General features: G+C 47.8%; 19 protein-coding genes. 13 read left to right on the forward strand and 6 right to left on the reverse strand.

Annotated elements, in window-relative coordinates:
- Positions 1–190 precede the first annotated feature (190 nt).
- The 5 genes from soxA to AC0KH7_RS03080 form a co-directional block, all read right to left on the reverse strand.
- Positions 191–1,021 carry a sulfur oxidation c-type cytochrome SoxA gene (soxA, locus tag AC0KH7_RS03060; protein ID WP_472370594.1) on the reverse strand — a complete coding sequence of 277 codons (831 nt, stop codon included), beginning with the start codon at positions 1,019–1,021 and terminating at the stop codon, positions 191–193.
- Positions 1,022–1,126: 105 nt separating this feature from the next.
- A complete protein-coding gene (gene soxZ, locus AC0KH7_RS03065; protein WP_068647777.1) occupies positions 1,127–1,438 on the reverse strand; it encodes a thiosulfate oxidation carrier complex protein SoxZ in 312 nt (103 codons plus the stop codon).
- A gap of 62 nt (positions 1,439–1,500) precedes the next feature.
- Entirely contained in the window at positions 1,501–1,968 is a 468-nt protein-coding gene (gene soxY / locus AC0KH7_RS03070) for a thiosulfate oxidation carrier protein SoxY (RefSeq protein ID WP_472370597.1), read from the reverse strand.
- A 38-nt stretch (positions 1,969–2,006) separates the two neighbouring features.
- Complete coding sequence (soxX, locus tag AC0KH7_RS03075) at positions 2,007–2,381, reverse strand: sulfur oxidation c-type cytochrome SoxX (RefSeq protein WP_029939892.1); 375 nt, start codon at positions 2,379–2,381, stop codon at positions 2,007–2,009.
- A 183-nt stretch (positions 2,382–2,564) separates the two neighbouring features.
- Positions 2,565–3,980 (reverse strand): M48 family metalloprotease, encoded by a 1,416-nt coding sequence (locus AC0KH7_RS03080; RefSeq protein WP_472370599.1) that lies wholly within the window; start codon positions 3,978–3,980, stop codon positions 2,565–2,567.
- Between the two features lie 76 nt (positions 3,981–4,056).
- Here AC0KH7_RS03080 and AC0KH7_RS03085 point away from each other — a divergent pair, with 76 nt between their 5' ends.
- The 8 genes from AC0KH7_RS03085 to rimI all read left to right on the forward strand — a co-directional run bounded on the left by AC0KH7_RS03085 (position 4,057) and on the right by rimI (position 11,823).
- Positions 4,057–4,287 carry a sulfurtransferase TusA family protein gene (locus tag AC0KH7_RS03085; protein WP_472370601.1) on the forward strand — a complete coding sequence of 77 codons (231 nt, stop codon included), beginning with the start codon at positions 4,057–4,059 and terminating at the stop codon, positions 4,285–4,287.
- 84 nt (positions 4,288–4,371) lie between these two features.
- On the forward strand, positions 4,372–5,250 hold the full coding sequence (gene galU / locus AC0KH7_RS03090) for a UTP--glucose-1-phosphate uridylyltransferase GalU (protein ID WP_472370603.1): 879 nt from the start codon (positions 4,372–4,374) through the stop codon (positions 5,248–5,250).
- Positions 5,251–5,311: 61 nt separating this feature from the next.
- A complete protein-coding gene (gene pgi / locus AC0KH7_RS03095; protein ID WP_472370605.1) occupies positions 5,312–6,943 on the forward strand; it encodes a glucose-6-phosphate isomerase in 1,632 nt (543 codons plus the stop codon).
- A complete protein-coding gene (locus AC0KH7_RS03100; protein ID WP_472370607.1) occupies positions 6,940–8,250 on the forward strand; it encodes a UDP-glucose dehydrogenase family protein in 1,311 nt (436 codons plus the stop codon). The genes pgi and AC0KH7_RS03100 overlap by 4 nt, the downstream gene beginning before the upstream one ends.
- Before the next feature lie 131 nt (positions 8,251–8,381).
- The gene (pssA, locus tag AC0KH7_RS03105; protein WP_472370609.1) at positions 8,382–9,188 is read left to right on the forward strand and encodes a CDP-diacylglycerol--serine O-phosphatidyltransferase; all 807 of its coding nucleotides are present in this window, start codon (positions 8,382–8,384) and stop codon (positions 9,186–9,188) included.
- A gap of 7 nt (positions 9,189–9,195) precedes the next feature.
- Positions 9,196–10,740 carry a 2-isopropylmalate synthase gene (locus AC0KH7_RS03110; RefSeq protein ID WP_472370611.1) on the forward strand — a complete coding sequence of 515 codons (1,545 nt, stop codon included), beginning with the start codon at positions 9,196–9,198 and terminating at the stop codon, positions 10,738–10,740.
- A 25-nt stretch (positions 10,741–10,765) separates the two neighbouring features.
- Complete coding sequence (locus AC0KH7_RS03115; protein ID WP_472370613.1) at positions 10,766–11,323, forward strand: hypothetical protein; 558 nt, start codon at positions 10,766–10,768, stop codon at positions 11,321–11,323.
- Positions 11,324–11,334: 11 nt separating this feature from the next.
- Positions 11,335–11,823, forward strand: a complete 489-nt coding sequence (gene rimI / locus AC0KH7_RS03120) for a ribosomal protein S18-alanine N-acetyltransferase (RefSeq protein ID WP_472370614.1) — start codon at positions 11,335–11,337, stop codon at positions 11,821–11,823.
- 75 nt (positions 11,824–11,898) lie between these two features.
- Here rimI and AC0KH7_RS03125 read toward each other — a convergent pair whose 3' ends face one another.
- The gene (locus AC0KH7_RS03125; RefSeq protein ID WP_472370616.1) at positions 11,899–12,699 is read right to left on the reverse strand and encodes an inositol monophosphatase family protein; all 801 of its coding nucleotides are present in this window, start codon (positions 12,697–12,699) and stop codon (positions 11,899–11,901) included.
- A gap of 65 nt (positions 12,700–12,764) precedes the next feature.
- Here AC0KH7_RS03125 and AC0KH7_RS03130 point away from each other — a divergent pair, with 65 nt between their 5' ends.
- From AC0KH7_RS03130 to ndk, 5 genes are all read left to right on the forward strand, one after another.
- Positions 12,765–13,550, forward strand: coding sequence for an RNA methyltransferase (locus AC0KH7_RS03130; protein ID WP_472370618.1), 786 nt, complete (start codon positions 12,765–12,767; stop codon positions 13,548–13,550).
- Positions 13,551–13,619: 69 nt separating this feature from the next.
- A complete protein-coding gene (cysE, locus tag AC0KH7_RS03135) occupies positions 13,620–14,423 on the forward strand; it encodes a serine O-acetyltransferase (RefSeq protein WP_472370619.1) in 804 nt (267 codons plus the stop codon).
- A gap of 152 nt (positions 14,424–14,575) precedes the next feature.
- The gene (locus AC0KH7_RS03140) at positions 14,576–15,004 is read left to right on the forward strand and encodes an Rrf2 family transcriptional regulator (RefSeq protein ID WP_472370621.1); all 429 of its coding nucleotides are present in this window, start codon (positions 14,576–14,578) and stop codon (positions 15,002–15,004) included.
- Between the two features lie 18 nt (positions 15,005–15,022).
- The gene (locus AC0KH7_RS03145; RefSeq protein WP_029939906.1) at positions 15,023–15,349 is read left to right on the forward strand and encodes a HesB/IscA family protein; all 327 of its coding nucleotides are present in this window, start codon (positions 15,023–15,025) and stop codon (positions 15,347–15,349) included.
- 156 nt (positions 15,350–15,505) lie between these two features.
- Positions 15,506–15,931 carry a nucleoside-diphosphate kinase gene (gene ndk, locus AC0KH7_RS03150; RefSeq protein ID WP_472370623.1) on the forward strand — a complete coding sequence of 142 codons (426 nt, stop codon included), beginning with the start codon at positions 15,506–15,508 and terminating at the stop codon, positions 15,929–15,931.
- Positions 15,932–15,937: the final 6 nt, after the last annotated feature.

The raw sequence follows: 15,937 nt of genomic DNA on the forward strand, positions 1-15,937 counted from the left end.
ATTTAAAACGTCCAGGCCTGGGCGTTTTTTATGTTCAGGAGAGTGTTTAAATAAAAGCCGCGTAATGCGGCTTTTTTATATGCCTGTTCAATCCAATCTTTGGAGGGGTGATATCCAAACAGTACTTGCTTGGATAAATTTCAGGCAATAAAAAACCCGCCGTAGCGGGTTTTTGTTTAAGCGATTAAACTTATTCGCGATAACCAGGTCCGTCGATTTCCAGGCCATTTGACATATAGGCTTGGAAGAACTCTAGGTTACGATAAGTTTCACTTTGTGCTTTCGCTGGCTTGGCACGCATGTTTTTGTTACAACCACCGTAACGGCGGTGTAGCGTACCCAATTCTTGCCATTTTGCACGGAAAACCGGGAAGTGAGTCGTGTGACCCAGCGCTGGCGAAAGGATGTTCGCACGGGCTTTACGACCGGCATTGTATACGTGACATTTGGCGCAAGACAAGTTTAGCTGACCACGTGGCTTGATGAAAAACTCTTGACCGGCTTCAAAGGCTTTACGTGCGCCTTCGGAATTGATTTTAACATCAATTTTTTGGCCGCGAGCATTGTAAGCATAGTAAGCGGATAGTTTGGCGATATCACCTTTTTTCCACTTGAATGCTTTCAAACCAGCGTCGGTACGACATTTGTTGATCTGCTGTTCCAGTGTTTCAACTTGTTGCGTCTTTTCGTTGAAAAGAGGGTATTTTACACGCACTTTAGAAACGTCTGAACCAAAGCATTTGTCGTAAACCGCTTTGTCTTTATTGTAAAGGGCTTCGCCCGCATCAACGGCATCCAGATACGGGGGGAATTCTTCAACCGATTCCCATTGCGCCATTTTGTCTTCAGAGTAATTATAGGCACCGAGTCTATAATCTTCGAATTTGATATTTGGATTCTTCGCTTTGAAATAGTCAACGAATTGTTTGTGACTTTGCTCAGGATCCACGTTACCTGCGACAGCTAGGTTAGCTGTTGCTGTTGCACCTAATGTTAAGGCGACTAGCAATGTTTTCTTCATCCCATTCCTCCGTCCGAGAACTCTTTATTTATAAAGTATTATTATATGTAATATTTGTTTTAAACGACCCTTCCCTTTGGAAAGGGCCGTGGGACAATCAGTTGCTTATCTTAGCTTGATTGTTTCAGTGCCTTTAGCACCGGTGTTGTCAGCAATGTTTAGAGTGACTTCGTCACCTTTGTTTGCTTTAACCATAACACCCATGTAAGGGTTAGCGGAAACCGCACCAGACCATTGTGAATCGATGGCTTTAGTTCCGTTTACCAAAACTTCAACAGAGTTGATGAACTCAGCTGGATATGGTTTACCAGTTTTTTTGTTCATACGAGCACCAGATTCCATTTTGTGCTTGATTAGTGCTTTAACTTCAGCAACGCCGCCTTTTGATTTTCCACGCATTCTGATTTTAATTGACATGTTATTTCCTTTAAATTTTGTTTGCAGTATTCAAATTTTAAGTAACTGGTTATAGGGATGGATTAACCACCACAACCGCCGATTGTTACTTTAACTTCTTGTTCTGCTTTGTATAGTTTTCCGCCTGCTTTTACGACAGCGATAACGTTCTGAGTTTCACCCATTTTGATACGAGTGGAAACATAACCCATAGCAGGACCGGAGAAGCTGTATTCACAAACCAAAGGCATTGGGTTTTTAGCGGCCAAGATGGAGATGGATTCAACACCAGACATTTTAGTTGCGTCAACTTTGATTGGTGTAACCGCACCGTTTTCCGCGATGGCTGGAGCACCTAGATCGATGTCGCCAGACTTAGCTGCAGATGCACTTCCATATACTGCATTTAGAGCGTCATCAGCTGATTTTGCTTCGAAAGCTTTTTTATTCCATGCTGCCAAAACAGTTGAAGGTGTTAGAAGACCAGCGTTCACTGCAACAGCAGCTGCACCAGTTGCAAGGGTACCTTTAAGGAAAGATCTACGTTTCATAAGGTTTAAAACTCCCGGTTAAGGTTTAAAATAAAAGATTATAGTGTGTACATGAAATCAACAATTTTTGCGATTTCATCATCCGACAAGATTCCGTTTTGTCCGAACGGAGGCATCATGCTGTCTGGAATCTGAGTTTCAGGTTTACCCCAAATTTTGTCGTATAGCTTTTGTTTATCAGGGTAGCGTAATTTCATAGCAATTAACGCCGGACCGATATTACCTGGCAGATTCCCTCCTGGAACCATGTGGCAAGCTAAGCAGTTTCCTTTCGAGCGACTAAAAGCCAATTCTTTACCTGCTTCAACGTTGCTCGCACCTTTATCGGCGGCTTGAGTCGCTAGAGGTGCTGAGACCATTGCTGTCGAGATAGTCAAAGCAGTTAACAATTGCTTCATTTTCGTTTTCAACATTCTTATCCTCCTAAAAAAAGCTTGCGCTTTTCTAATATATTCTTCCCTATTATGGGTAGTTATTTTTGAGCAGTTATCGCTCTTAGAAGCATAGGTTACTCATATAAACGAGTTTCGCAAGTTTTTTGTGGTCTATCGTCTATAGCAATATTTAATGCTGATTAAATTATTATTTATGACACCTTAAGAGGGCGGTTGTTTTTTATCCAGCGGTTCTAGCTCGTTTGTTAGACGTTTGATCTTCTCTTTGAGTTTTGTGTCCTTGGCTGAAAGGTTTTGTTTGGCCTGTTTGAGCAGGTAAATGGTTTTGCCTGTGTTGCCGATGTTGTAACTGGCCAGAGCATCGTAATAATAGGTTCTTCCATGGTCTTTCTTGTCAGCATACAGCTTAGCCAGTTCCGAATACAATAAGTACTGGTAATGAAAGTTGGGGGTCCGTGTTTCAAGCAGCTTGATGGCTTTGGCGGTGTCGCCTAACGATGAAAGGGCTTTGGCGTGCAAATACACGATGCTGAAGTCGGACGGGTAGATGGCTTCCAGATAGTCGTAGTCTTTTAGTGCCGATTTGTCATGCTGAGCGACTTTAATTTGTGCTTTCAGTAGTTTATATAGGCGTTCGTGTGGATGGGCTTGAATGGCGGTGTCTAAGCATTTTTGATCAAATGACACTTTTTGGTTTCGGTAGGCGTACAAGGCTTTTAGGTTGTGTAAATAGCAGGCCTGGTCATTTGTCAGGTTTTTAATTTTGAAGTGATCCAGTGTGGTACGCGTGGTGAAATTCAAGCGCAATTGAATCAGCGTTAAGGTTTCATTTTTTTCTTTTCGTGTGGCTTCGTGAAATTGTCTGGCTCGGTCGTCGGCCTTTGCCAGCCGGTTGGCAGTGACCGGGTGGGTGGACAAAATCTCCGGCATGGTGCCTTCATAGATTTGGGCTTCTTTAGAGAGGCGTGCAAAAAAATCGCCCATGGCGTAAGGGTTGTACCCCGCGTTGTTGAGGTATTCGATGCCGAAATAATCCGCTTCGTTTTCGTGGATGCGGGAATTTTTAAGTTGTTGCTGAATGCTTAACCCCATGCCGCCCATATAGGTCGCAATACCAGCACTGGGGTCTTGGGTGCCAATTAAAACGGCGGCAATCAGTGAGGCGATGCTGGTCATGTTGATTTCGCTTTGGTATTCATAGGTTCGCGACAAATGACGCTGAGTGACGTGAGCGACCTCGTGGGCGATGACGGAAGCCAGCTCGTCCTCGGAGCGGGCGTTGGCGATCAAGCCGGTGTGTATGCCGATAATGCCGTTGGGTCCGGCGAAGGCATTGATCTGCGAATTATCAATGACGAAGAAATTAAAATAACGATTTTTGCCTGTGTGGCTGGTGATGTTTTCCCCGATGCGACGAATGTAACTCAGGGTTTCCGGGTCGTAATCCAGGTCGTAATAGGTGTGTAAGGCCGTTGAAAAGGCTTGTCCAAGCTGGGTTTCCGTCTGTGCATCGTAATCTTTAAGGTCAGGGGCGCCCAGGTCGGGTAAGTTATTGGCGGCCCAACTGGTGGATGCGGTGAATAGCAGAAAAACAACGGCCCTGAAAAGCTTGGTCATAGTGGATTTTGAATATATTTATTACGTCATGCTATTGTAAGATAAGTCCATTAGGATTGCATTGAAAGGAGTGTGAATGAAATCTGACCCTGATGTCTTGGACGTTTCCGGCCTGCCTTGCCCGATGCCGTTGGTGAAGCTGAAGAAATACTTGTCGCAAAATCCTGAAGCGAGTGCAGTGACGTTGATTGCAACCGATAAAGGGGCTTTGAAGGATATCCCAGCGTTTTGTCAGGTTTACGGGTTGCCGTGCGAGCTTGTTTCCCAGGAGGAAAAAATTACCTTTTTGATTGGTTCGAAAAACTAATTCCCACTTTCATTTTAGGTATTGCGTATTTTCGATTAGAATGTCAAAGAGAGATTTAGAAAATAAAAGAGTTGAAGAATTTATATGGCCTATAAAAAACTGACCAAAGCTGTCATCCCTGTTGCCGGTCTCGGCACCCGCTTTCTGCCCGCTACCAAAGCCATTCCAAAGGAAATGTTGACCGTTGTCGATAAGCCTTTAATCCAGTACATCATCCATGAAGCCGCGGAAGCCGGAATCACCGATATTATTTTGGTGACCCATTCCAGCAAGGGGGCTATCGAAAACCATTTTGACAAACATTACGAGTTGGAAAACGAGTTGGCCGTACGAGGCAAAGAAGATCGTATGATTCCTCTCAAGGAAATTACACCGAAAGGTGTGCGTATCGTGAGTGTGCGTCAGCCGGAAGCCTTGGGGCTTGGGCATGCCATCTTATGTGCGTCGCCGATCATTGCCGATAACGAGCCGTTTGCGGTTTTGTTGCCGGACGTTTTGATGTACCACCCGAAAAAAGGGTGCTTGGCTCAGATGGCGGAGCAGTATCGAAAAATGCACACCAGTGTCGTTGCATTGGAAGCGGTTCCGGAAGATCAGGTGGAGAAGTATGGTATTGCCTCGGTTAAAGGCCCGGATTTGCGAATTGTCGAGCTGGTAGAAAAGCCGAAGCCGTCCGAGGCACCGTCCAATTTGTCGGTGGTCGGGCGTTACATTTTTACCCCTAGAGTCATGGAAATCCTGAAAACGACCAAGCCTGGTGCTGGCGGTGAAATTCAGTTGACCGATGCCATGGATGAGTTGCTGGGCGAAGAAGTCATGTTCGGGTTCGAATTCAAAAACGGCAAGACTTATGACTGTGGCGATAAACTCGGTTATCTGCAAGCCAATGTTGAATATGCCTTAAGAGACAAAAAATTGGGCGGTGACTTTAAAAAATACCTGAAAACACTCGAATTGAAATAAGCACCAAAAATGGCCAAAAAGGCTGACTGAATGAAAAAACAATAACAATTGAGAGGATTGGATGGGCGTTGAAACATCATCAGCATGGCAGGCTTTACAGTTGCATTGTGATTCCGGTATGGGATCGATGCACTTGTCTAGCTTGTTTGACGAAACCGATCGGGTCGAACGATTTTCGCTGGAACTCGATGAACTCTATATCGATTTTTCTAAAAACCGCATCACTGAAGAAACGCTGACGCTCTTGCAAGCCTTGGCTGAGCAACAAGGGTTGAAAAATGAAATTCAACGTTTGTTGGTGGGGGAAGAGGTCAACGATACCGAAAAGCGTCCGGCGCTTCATTCCGCGCTTCGCGCGCAGGGCAAAGATGTTTCCGGTGTGGCGGAGCAGGTGCAAGGGGATGTTGAGACCGTTTTGCAAAAAATGACGCAAATGGTCGATAAAATTCGCGCGGGCCATTGGCGCGGTTACAGTGGTAAGCCGATTACGGATGTCGTCAATATTGGTGTGGGGGGGTCCGACTTGGGACCGTTGATGATTACGCACAGTTTGCAGACAGTGCATTCACCCGTCAATTTACATTTCATCTCCTCGATAGACGGCACTCAAACCTCTAATTTATTGCGCAGTTTGAATCAGGAAACCACGCTGTTTATTCTGGCTTCTAAATCGTTTACCACGATTGATACCTTATCAAATGCCGAAACGGCTAAAGACTGGCTGAGAGAATGCATTAAAAGCGACGATGTGATTCATTCTCAGCATTTTATCGGGGTGTCGACCAAGCCCGATAAAATGACGGAATGGGGCATTCCGCCTGAAAACCAGTTGTTGTTTTGGGATTGGGTTGGTGGCCGTTATTCGCTTTGGTCATCCATCGGTTTTCCAATTGCCTTGCAAATTGGTATGGACGGATTCCGGGAGTTACTGCAAGGGGCGCACTTGATGGATAACCATTTTGCTACGGCGCCGTTGGAGCAAAACATTCCGGTTGTTTTGGGATTGATTGATGTTTGGAATATCAATTTTTTAAATATTCACGACAAAGCGATTTTGCCGTATGACGCGCGCTTGAAGTATCTGCCGTCTTATTTAGAGCAGTTGGTGATGGAGAGCAACGGTAAGTCGGTGGCGAAAAGCGGAGAAAGCGTCGCCTACAAAACCTGCCCTGTTTTGTGGGGTGAGGTTGGCCCGAATGCACAACATGCTTTTTATCAGCTGTTACACCAAGGTACTCAAGCGGTGATGTGTGATTTTATTGCGCCGGTGGAACGGGATGACTTTGATGCGACGTCCCACGCGGAAAAAGACGAAAGTTTACGCCACCAGCATGAATTGGCCTTAGCCAACTGCTTCGCTCAATCTCGGGTGTTGATGTTGGGAGACGGTGCCATTCCCGATAGCCTGAAAGCCAGTTTTGATTCGCCATTTAAACATTATCCCGGGAATCAGCCTTCGAATACCATTTTGATGAAAACCATTTCCCCTAAAACGCTGGGGATGCTGGTCGCGATGTACGAACATAAAACCTATGTGGAAGGTGTGATGTGGGGCATTAATTCATTTGATCAATGGGGGGTCGAACTCGGAAAGTTGATTGCCAAGGAAACCTACAGTGCGATTAAAGAAAAAACACTGGCCGAGCGTTTTGACAGCTCGACGAAAGCATTAATTGATAGGGTGGCAAAATGAGAGTAACCGTTTTTGGGTGTGAGTTAAGTGGTTTGGTTACGGCCGGGTCGCTAGCGCATACCGGTAATGAAGTGTTGGCGCTGCCAATTGGTAATTTGAAAGTGGCGGATTTGCGGCAAGGTATTTTACCGCGCGATGAGCCGGGTCTGGACCAACTGATTTTAAGTCAGTTAAAAGAAGGGCGTTTGGCATTTTCGGATGATTGGAAAGCCGGTATTGAGCATGGCGAAGTTTACATGTTGAGCATGCCGTCCTGGCGAGCCGATCGAGCCGAGTTAGTGATCGATGAAATTGGCAAGCAGGCGCAAGGCGACGTACTGGTGGTCAATCAAAGTTCCTTTCCGATTGGGACGGCAGATCGATTTGAAGCGGCGCTTAAGTTAGCGTTTGCTGAACGCGGATTGGTTGCGAAGGTGTCCGTGGTCTCGATGCCGGAGTTTATCAGTGAAGGGTCGGCGATTAATGATTTTTCCAAGCCGTCGCGGGTCGTTTTAGGCAGTCATGACGAGGATGCGATTGCCATTATGCGTGATTTGATGCGGCCATTTAATTATGTCACGGACCAAGTTAAGGTGATGTCGACGCGGGCCGCTGAATATACCAAATACGCTGTCAATGCGTTGTTGGCCACCCGCATTAGTTTGGTGAATGAATTGGCGAATAACGCTGAGCACTTTAATATTGATATGGAGGAAGTTCGCCAGGGCTTAGGGTCCGATTCGCGTATCGGGTTCAGTTATTTGTTCCCGGGGTGTGGTTTCGGGGGGCCGAACTTCGCGGCGGATGTGCAGGCCTTGGTTGGGACCTTGCAATCAAAAGGCTATGACGCCGATTTATTGAAAGCGGTGCTTCAGAATAATGAAGTCCAAAAAGAAGTGCTGTTCCGCAAAGCTTGGCGCTATTTTAAAAACGACTTGAGAGGTCTGAAAATTGGGGTTTGGGGTTTGTCTTTTAAACCCAATACCGCTACGGTTGATAATGCGCCGAGCGTCAAAACCATCGAAGCGTTGGTGGCTCAAGGAGCGGAAGTTGTGGCCTATGACCCGAAAGCAAACCCATCTTTCAAAGAATACTGGGGCGATCGCAATAGTGTCACCTTGGTGGATGATATGTATGACGCTTTGGATCAGGTGGATGCGTTGATGATTCTGACCGAATGGCGCCGTTTCTGGAGCCCGGACTATCAAAGAATGTTTGATCTGATGAAGCGGCCGGTTATTTTTGATGGTCGAAACATATATGAACACGATGTCATGGTGCAACATGGCTTTCGACATTTCGGTGTCGGTCGTGGTGAAGTTATTTAATAAAAAACAGCCAGAAGAAGCCCCGAAAGGGGCTTTTCTGTTTTTGAAAGACGTTTAGCGGTTGTTTGGGTGAAGGATTGTTTATAAAATGGTTCTTTACCTTCTCTAAATTAATGAGTACACAGGATTTTATGAAACCTTTTGAGAAAGGCATTTATTTATTGCCGAACCTAATGACTACTCTGGCTCTGTTTGCCGGCTTCTATGCGGTGATTGCCGGTATGAACGGGCAGTTCGAGTTGGGCGCCATCGCGATCTTTGTCGCCATGATTTTTGATGGGCTGGACGGTCGTGTGGCGAGAATGACGAATTCCTGCAGTGCTTTTGGTGCGGAATATGACAGTTTGGCGGATATGGTGTCGTTTGGTCTGGCGCCAGCCTTGCTCGTATATCAGTGGGCATTACAGGATTTTGGCAAGCTGGGATGGCTGGTTGCTTTCATTTTCACGGTGGGGGCCGCGCTGCGCTTGGCGCGCTTCAACACCCAGGTTGGGATTGCGGATAAACGGTATTTTCAAGGTCTACCAAGTCCGGCTGCCGCGGCTTTGTTAGCCGGTTTTGTGTGGATGATTGAAACCAATCACATTGAAACCAACCTTGCTCCTCTGGTTGTGTTGTTCCTGACATTGGCCGCGGGCCTGATGATGGTGAGTAATATTCGATTCAGTTCCTTTAAAGAGTTGAATCTGAAAGATAAAGTGCCTTTTGTCACGCTGTTGGTGGTGGTTCTGGTCTTTGTGGTGATCACCTTGAAGCCGGCCATGATTTTATTCATCCTGTTTTTTGGTTATACCCTATCCGGCCCGGTTATGACGTTAAAACTGTTGCAGGAAAAACGGGCTCTTCGGCGGCAGGGCAAGAAAACGCAGGCCAAACAGAATAGCACGGCGGAAGCCACACAAGATAAGACATTAAACGAAGAATCTTCAAAAGAGTAAATAATTGATGAAAGAAGAATTGGTCATTTTCGATACCACTTTGCGCGACGGCGAACAAAGTCCAGGCGCGTCCATGACAAAAGAAGAAAAAATCCGTATTGCCAAGCAATTGGAGAAATTGCGGGTCAATGTCATTGAAGCCGGTTTTCCTGCGGCCAGTATCGGTGACTTTGAGTCGGTTAAAGCGGTTGCTTCCACGGTTAAAGATTCCACCGTTTGCGGTTTGGCGCGTGCGGTTGAAAATGACATTGTGCGTGCCGGTGAGGCGATTCAACCGGCCAATTCCGGACGCATTCATACGTTTATTGCGACCTCGCCGATTCACATGGAAAAGAAGCTGAAAATGTCCCCGGATGAAGTGGTTGAGCGAGCGGTTTGGGCCGTGAAGCGAGCACGGGACTTTACGGATAATGTTGAGTTTTCACCGGAAGATGCCGGACGTTCCGACGTCGATTTCCTGTGCCGGGTCATTGAAGCGGTGATCGATGCCGGTGCGACAACCATTAATATTCCGGACACGGTTGGTTATAACATTCCCGAGCAGTTCGGAGATTTGTTTCATCAGTTGCTGACGCGTATTCCGAACTCTGATAAAGCCGTTTTCTCTGCGCATTGCCATAATGATTTAGGGTTGGCCGTTGCGAACTCCCTGGCGGCTGTCAAAGCTGGGGCACGGCAAGTGGAGTGCACGATTAACGGCCTGGGTGAGCGGGCCGGCAACACGGCACTGGAAGAAGTGGTGATGGCCGTACGGACGCGTCAGGATATGTTTAATGTCGACACTCGTATCGAGACAACGGAAATTTTGGCCGCGTCTCGTTTGGTGGCCGGGATTACCGGTTTTGCCGTACAACCTAACAAAGCGATCGTTGGGACCAATGCTTTCTCGCATGAATCGGGTATTCACCAGGATGGTGTGTTGAAGCATCGTGAAACCTATGAAATTATGCGGGCGGAAGATGTGGGCTGGACCACCAACAAAATGGTGTTGGGCAAACACTCCGGTCGCAGTGCTTTCCGTTCTCGTTTAAAAGAGCTGGGCATTGAGTTTGAGACCGAACAGGAATTAAGCGATGCCTTTGTCAGCTTTAAAGAGCTGGCCGATCGAAAACATGAAATTTACGACGAAGATTTGCAGGCTTTGGTCACCGATAATAATACCCGTCGTGTTGAAAACGAGACCTTCCGCCTGGTCGCTCTGAAAGTGGGAACTCAGACCGGGGATTCGCCAACGGCGGAAGTTACCTTGTGGGTGGACGGTGAAGAGCAGACCGCTTTTTCGGAAGGCGGCGGGGTGGTGGATGCCACCTTTAAAGCGATTGAAAAGTTGGTTAACTCCGGTGCCAGTCTGGAATTGTATTCAGTGAGTAACGTCACCAATGGGACCGATTCGCTTGGCGAAACCACGGTAAGAATGGAAAAGGCGGGCCGAATTGTGAATGGGCAGGGGGCGGATACCGACATTGTGACGGCCTCTGCCAAAGCCTACATTAATGCGCTGAATAAGCTGCAGGATGTGGCCAGCAAAGCCCACCCTCAAGCCGCCGTATAGTTTGGGGAATTCAGTGCGCTCGAATATGATGAACACACTTGGGTTGACGGCTTGGCAGGCCAGGCCTGGTTATTTTGCCAAGTCCGCACCTGCAGCGGAGCCAAGCACGCCACCGCAATCGAGCGGCCCTGGTTTCGAAGCGACTGCCGTTGATGCTCCCGAGAACCCGGATGTTGGCATGGGCGCCACCTCGGATTTGGTCCAGAACGAAGCGCCACTTTCTGTGACGAAAGTGGCCTTTGTTCTGGTCGGCGCCGGGTTGGACGATGTCTGGCAAAATGAAGCGTCCGTGCAATGGGCTTTGATGTTGAATATTTTGAAAGCCTTTCAACTCTCCGAAGAACAGTTACGCTTTTTTGATACCGCGCATGCCGTAACCGATGAAGCGGTGTTTGCTTCCATTGAAGAAGTGATTGACTTGGGGGTTGAAACGGTCTTTGCATTTGAGGAAAACTCGCCATTGATTGAGCAGTTGGAAGAAGGTTTGCAAGTGGTGTTTTTACCGTCGCTGGATGAAATGTTGCAACGCCCTCAAGCGAAACGTGAAACGTTTGAAATCCTGTCTCATGTAATGTCGGCTTAACGGAATTTCCCGTGTCTTCCCTTTACCGTTATTTCCGACCGATGGATGAATCCGATCTGGATTGGGTGATTCGGGTCGAAACGTCCGCTTACGGCTTTCCTTGGTCTCGTCAAGGGTTTGAAAAAGCTTTGGATGATGGATTGAGCTACGTTTTTTGCGATGCGAACCAGCAACCTCTGGGGTACGCGTGTTTTTTGTCGGTGCTGGATGAGGTGCATTTGTTGAATGTGTGCGTTGACCCTAAGTTTCATCGTAAAGGCGTCGGGTTGGATGCTTTAAAAGCGTTGTTGTCACATTTTAAATCGGCTGATTTTGCGGTGATGCTTTTGGAGGTCAGGCAATCCAATCCGGCCGTGCAGTTGTATAAGAAGCTGGGGTTTGTCGAAGACGGTGTGCGCCCGAATTATTATCCAATGACGGCTTCAGAAACGGCTTCGAGAAACGGAAAGAAGGTATCGGAACGAGAAGATGCGATTTTAATGTCGTGTCGCTTGCACTGATTCAGGGGTGGTGTCGAATTGATAAAACGGCCAGGCCTGGCCGTTTTTGGGGGGCGACTGCGTTTTGGTCGCCGTTTAGTTTCGGAATTCTTCCGGAATGGTCTTGCCGATGATTTTTGCCATTTCTTTTAGCATTTTGCCATTGGCGGCAATCAGGTTACCCGATTCCAGATATTTATCGCCGCCTTTGAAGTCGGAGACCATGCCGCCCGCTTCGGCCACAATCAAGGCGCCGGCGGCAATGTCCCAAGGCTTTAAACGCATTTCCCAATAACCATCCACGCGACCACAAGCGACATAGGCTAGGTCCAGTGCCGCAGAACCTGCACGGCGGATGCCGGCGGTGGTCAGCATGAATTGCTTTAGGCTTTCGAGGTAAGCATCCACGTATTCAAAATCGTAGAAGGGAATGCCGGTGGCCATCAGTGCATTCTGCAGGGTTTTCTGTTCGCTGACCCGGATGCGGTAATTGTTGAGTCTAGCGCCTGCGCCGCGACTGGCGGAGAAGAGTTCGTCCCGTAACGGATCGTAAACCACGCCGTGCATCAGACGGCCTTTTTCGGTCACGGCGATGGACACCGCAAATTGCGGGAATTGGTGTAGAAAGTTGGTGGTGCCGTCCAGCGGATCGATAATCCATTCAAAGTCGGAATCGGTCTGATGGTGTCCGCTTTCTTCGGCTTTGATGCTGTGGTCCGGGTGGTATTTTCGAATGGTGTCGATAATGATGCGCTCAGCGTGTTTGTCCACTTCGCTGACATAATCGTTGCGCCCTTTTTCTTCAATATCGAGCCGATCAATGTGTTCCAGCTGGTTGGCGATGAATTCACCGGCTTCTTTCGCCGCAATGGTGGCAATATTTAAAATAGGATGCATAAGTTCAGTTCCAGTTGTTAGAATAATCGGTTATTCGAATATAGGCGCATTATAGCGGAAAAAGCATGGTAGAAGATTACAGAACGCACCCGAATTTAGCAAAGATTAAAATTGTTTTGGTGGCGACCTCGCACCCAGGCAATATCGGGGCGGTTGCGCGTGCCATGAAGAACATGGGGTTGAGTCAGCTGGTGTTGGTGAACCCCAAAGAGTTTCCGAGCCAGGTCGCTTCTGTGCGGGCCTCGGGGGCCGCGGATGTATTGAATGATGCGCAGGTGGTGTCGAACTTGGACGACGCGATTGCCGACTGTCAGGTCGTGGTGGGTGCCAGTGCGCGAATGCGAAAAGTTTCCTGGCCGCAGCTGGATGTGCGTCAGACGGCGCAACTGGCGATGGAGACGGCTGCCGCAGACGATCAAGCTCAGGTGGCCATTCTATTTGGACGAGAGGACTCGGGGTTGAGTAATGCGGAAATGGATAAGTGTCATTACCTGGCACACATCCCCACCAACCCGACTTACAGCTCATTGAATATTGCGGCGGCGGTGCAGGTGTTCGTGTATGAGCTGTTGATGGCGACGGACATTCAAAGTGTCCATCAGGCAGAAGGCTATCGACACCAGTTAGCCAGCGCGGAGCAGTTGGAGGGCTTTTATGACCATTTGTATCAGGCGTTGCAGGATATCGCGTTTTTGGATCCATCTAAAAATGCCCGCTTTATGCGTCGTATGCGGCGGTTGTTCAATCGCAGTCAGTTGGATGTCAAAGAAATCGATATTCTGCGGGGCATCTTGACCGCAGCGCAACGCCAATCGCAGCAGCTGGAAAACTTGGCGCGTGACGCCGATTAACGAGTCACACGATTTTACATTCATTTCGCTGTGAGCTTGGTTCAGCTCGCAGATACTTGAGGAAAAAGCATGTTCAAAAGAATCAAAGAAGACATTCAATCCGTATTCGACCGCGATCCAGCGGCTCGAAACAGTTTTGAAGTTCTGACGACCTATCCAGGGTTGCATGCGGTTTTGTGGTATCGTCTGTCGCACTGGCTTTGGGGCTTGGGTTTAAAATGGCTGGCGCGTTTTATTTCCGGTTTGGCGCGCTGGTTTACCGGCATTGAAATCCATCCGGCGGCGAAAATCGGCCACCGTTTTTTTATTGACCATGGCATGGGTGTGGTCATCGGCGAAACGGCTGAAATTGGTGATGACTGTACCCTGTATCATGGTGTAACGTTGGGCGGGACCAGTTGGAATGAAGGCAAACGCCATCCAACACTGGGTGATCGTGTGGTGGTGGGCGCCGGCGCCAAGGTGTTAGGGCCGATTGAAATCGGCGATGATGCTCGCATCGGTTCCAATGCGGTGGTGATTAAATCGGTTCCAAGCAACCGTACGGTGGTCGGAATTCCAGGCCGGGTAGTGGAAACCAATTTAAGTGCCAAAGAAAAACGCCGTCAGAAAATGGCTCAGAAAATCGGCTTTGATGCCTATGGGGTGGGGCAGGATGTTGAAGATCCGGTGGAAAAGGCGATTTACAGTTTGCTCGATCATGTGCAGAGCCAGGATGAGCAATTGGAACGATTAAACGAACAAGTTCAGAAATTGGGTGGTGCGGATACGCATGTTGAGCTGCCGAGTTTGGACGATGCGGTTTTGGAACCGGATGATCCAGAGCAGCGTGCGCATGTAAAGCCGCATGAGGCGGAGGATGCCCCCAAATAGAACCCTGGATAAATGCTTGAAATCAGTCTAATTCTTGAGTTACTTGCTAGGTTATTGTAGAATGTTACAATTGATTAACAATTGAGTGGCGGGTTCATTCTCATTTAGCCGAGGGGCGCCGTCACCGAGCATTTGCAAAAGGGTTGATAGTTATGAAGCTCACGTCAAAAGGACGGTATGCGGTAACAGCGATGCTGGATATCGCCTTGAATCAGTCCAAAGGTCCGATTACTTTGGCGATGATTTCGGAACGACAGGATATTTCACTGTCCTATCTGGAGCAGATTTTCGCTAAATTGAAAAAAGCGGATTTGGTCTTGAGTGCCAGAGGGCCGGGCGGAGGTTATCGCCTCAGTCGTGATGCGGGTGAAATTACCGTCAGTCAAGTGATTTCCGCGGTGAACGAGGATCTGGAACCAAGACGTTGTCGTGGACAGTCTAATTGTCAAAACGGTATGCAATGTTTGTCGCATGAGCTTTGGGCGGATTTAAGTGAAATGATTCAAGGCTTTCTCAGTGGCGTGACGTTGCAGCAAATTATTGATGGACGTTCTGTTGCCAAGGAAATTCAGTTGGCCTAAAACGGAAATGGAGTAAGTATGGCAGTAACATTGACAGAAGCAGCCGCACAACGAGTTAAAACCATGTTGGACAAACGCGGGCACGGTATCGGCTTAAAGGTTTCGACCAAGGTTAGTGGGTGTACCGGGTTTGCTTATGTGGTGGATTATGCGGACGAAATTACCGATGACGACGATGTTTATGAAAGCTTTGGTGTCCAGGTGGTGGTGCCGAAAAAAAGTTTGGAACAAATTGACGGAATGGAATTGGATTACGTCAAAGAAAGCCTGTTGAATGAGGGTTTTGAATTTAATAACCCGAATGTTAAAGACTCTTGTGGGTGTGGCGAGTCGTTCAGCGTATAAACGGCGTTGTGTTGTCACGCTTAAAAAGGCCTCGGAACTCCCGAGGCTTTTTTTTTCTAAAGAGCGCTTTTGGGCGGATTTAAAAACCTTTTTTCTGCAATGTTTTTATGAGATTGTTAAAATAAGCTAATTCTAAAATATTGGGTAGTGACTATCATGCTGGAAAGGACGTTTTCGATTATTAAACCGGATGCGGTTAAGCGTAATCTGATTGGTGAGATTTTGGCTCGTTTGGAGCAAAATGGTTTAAAAGTCGTGGCGTCGAAAATGGTGTTTTTGACACGTGATGAAGCCGAAGGATTCTATGCCGAACACAAAGGTAAGCCGTTTTACGAAACCTTGGTCAATAACATGACCGCCGGGCCGATTGTCGTTCAAGTACTGGAAGGTGAAGACGCGATTGCAAAAAACCGCCAGGTGATGGGCACGACGGACCCGGAAAAGGCGGATGCCGGCACGATTCGTAAAGATTTCGCTGTGTCCATGCAGCAAAACTCGGTTCACGGTTCCGATTCACCGCAAAGTGCGGCGCGCGAAATCGGCTACTTTTTCAGCGAAATCGAAATTTTTCCAAGCAGTTAACACAGG

The sequence above is a fragment of the Hydrogenovibrio sp. genome (assembly GCF_965140365.1).
Lineage (GTDB): Bacteria > Pseudomonadota > Gammaproteobacteria > Thiomicrospirales > Thiomicrospiraceae > Hydrogenovibrio.

Bases quoted from the DNA above. Each gene is read 5' to 3' on its own strand.
- AC0KH7_RS03140 (WP_472370621.1), top strand. From the start codon at position 14,576: ATGAAGCTCACGTCAAAAGGACGGTATGCGGTAACAGCGATGCTGGAT.
- pssA (WP_472370609.1), top strand. From the start codon at position 8,382: ATGAAACCTTTTGAGAAAGGCATTTATTTATTGCCGAACCTAATGACT.
- soxX (WP_029939892.1), bottom strand. From the start codon at position 2,381: ATGTTGAAAACGAAAATGAAGCAATTGTTAACTGCTTTGACTATCTCG.
- cysE (WP_472370619.1), top strand. From the start codon at position 13,620: ATGTTCAAAAGAATCAAAGAAGACATTCAATCCGTATTCGACCGCGAT.
- AC0KH7_RS03125 (WP_472370616.1), bottom strand. From the start codon at position 12,699: ATGCATCCTATTTTAAATATTGCCACCATTGCGGCGAAAGAAGCCGGT.
- AC0KH7_RS03145 (WP_029939906.1), top strand. From the start codon at position 15,023: ATGGCAGTAACATTGACAGAAGCAGCCGCACAACGAGTTAAAACCATG.
- AC0KH7_RS03080 (WP_472370599.1), bottom strand. From the start codon at position 3,980: ATGACCAAGCTTTTCAGGGCCGTTGTTTTTCTGCTATTCACCGCATCC.
- soxA (WP_472370594.1), bottom strand. From the start codon at position 1,021: ATGAAGAAAACATTGCTAGTCGCCTTAACATTAGGTGCAACAGCAACA.
- AC0KH7_RS03085 (WP_472370601.1), top strand. From the start codon at position 4,057: ATGAAATCTGACCCTGATGTCTTGGACGTTTCCGGCCTGCCTTGCCCG.
- soxZ (WP_068647777.1), bottom strand. From the start codon at position 1,438: ATGTCAATTAAAATCAGAATGCGTGGAAAATCAAAAGGCGGCGTTGCT.
- AC0KH7_RS03100 (WP_472370607.1), top strand. From the start codon at position 6,940: ATGAGAGTAACCGTTTTTGGGTGTGAGTTAAGTGGTTTGGTTACGGCC.
- AC0KH7_RS03110 (WP_472370611.1), top strand. From the start codon at position 9,196: ATGAAAGAAGAATTGGTCATTTTCGATACCACTTTGCGCGACGGCGAA.
- soxY (WP_472370597.1), bottom strand. From the start codon at position 1,968: ATGAAACGTAGATCTTTCCTTAAAGGTACCCTTGCAACTGGTGCAGCT.
- pgi (WP_472370605.1), top strand. From the start codon at position 5,312: ATGGGCGTTGAAACATCATCAGCATGGCAGGCTTTACAGTTGCATTGT.
- AC0KH7_RS03115 (WP_472370613.1), top strand. From the start codon at position 10,766: ATGATGAACACACTTGGGTTGACGGCTTGGCAGGCCAGGCCTGGTTAT.
- galU (WP_472370603.1), top strand. From the start codon at position 4,372: ATGGCCTATAAAAAACTGACCAAAGCTGTCATCCCTGTTGCCGGTCTC.
- ndk (WP_472370623.1), top strand. From the start codon at position 15,506: ATGCTGGAAAGGACGTTTTCGATTATTAAACCGGATGCGGTTAAGCGT.
- AC0KH7_RS03130 (WP_472370618.1), top strand. From the start codon at position 12,765: ATGGTAGAAGATTACAGAACGCACCCGAATTTAGCAAAGATTAAAATT.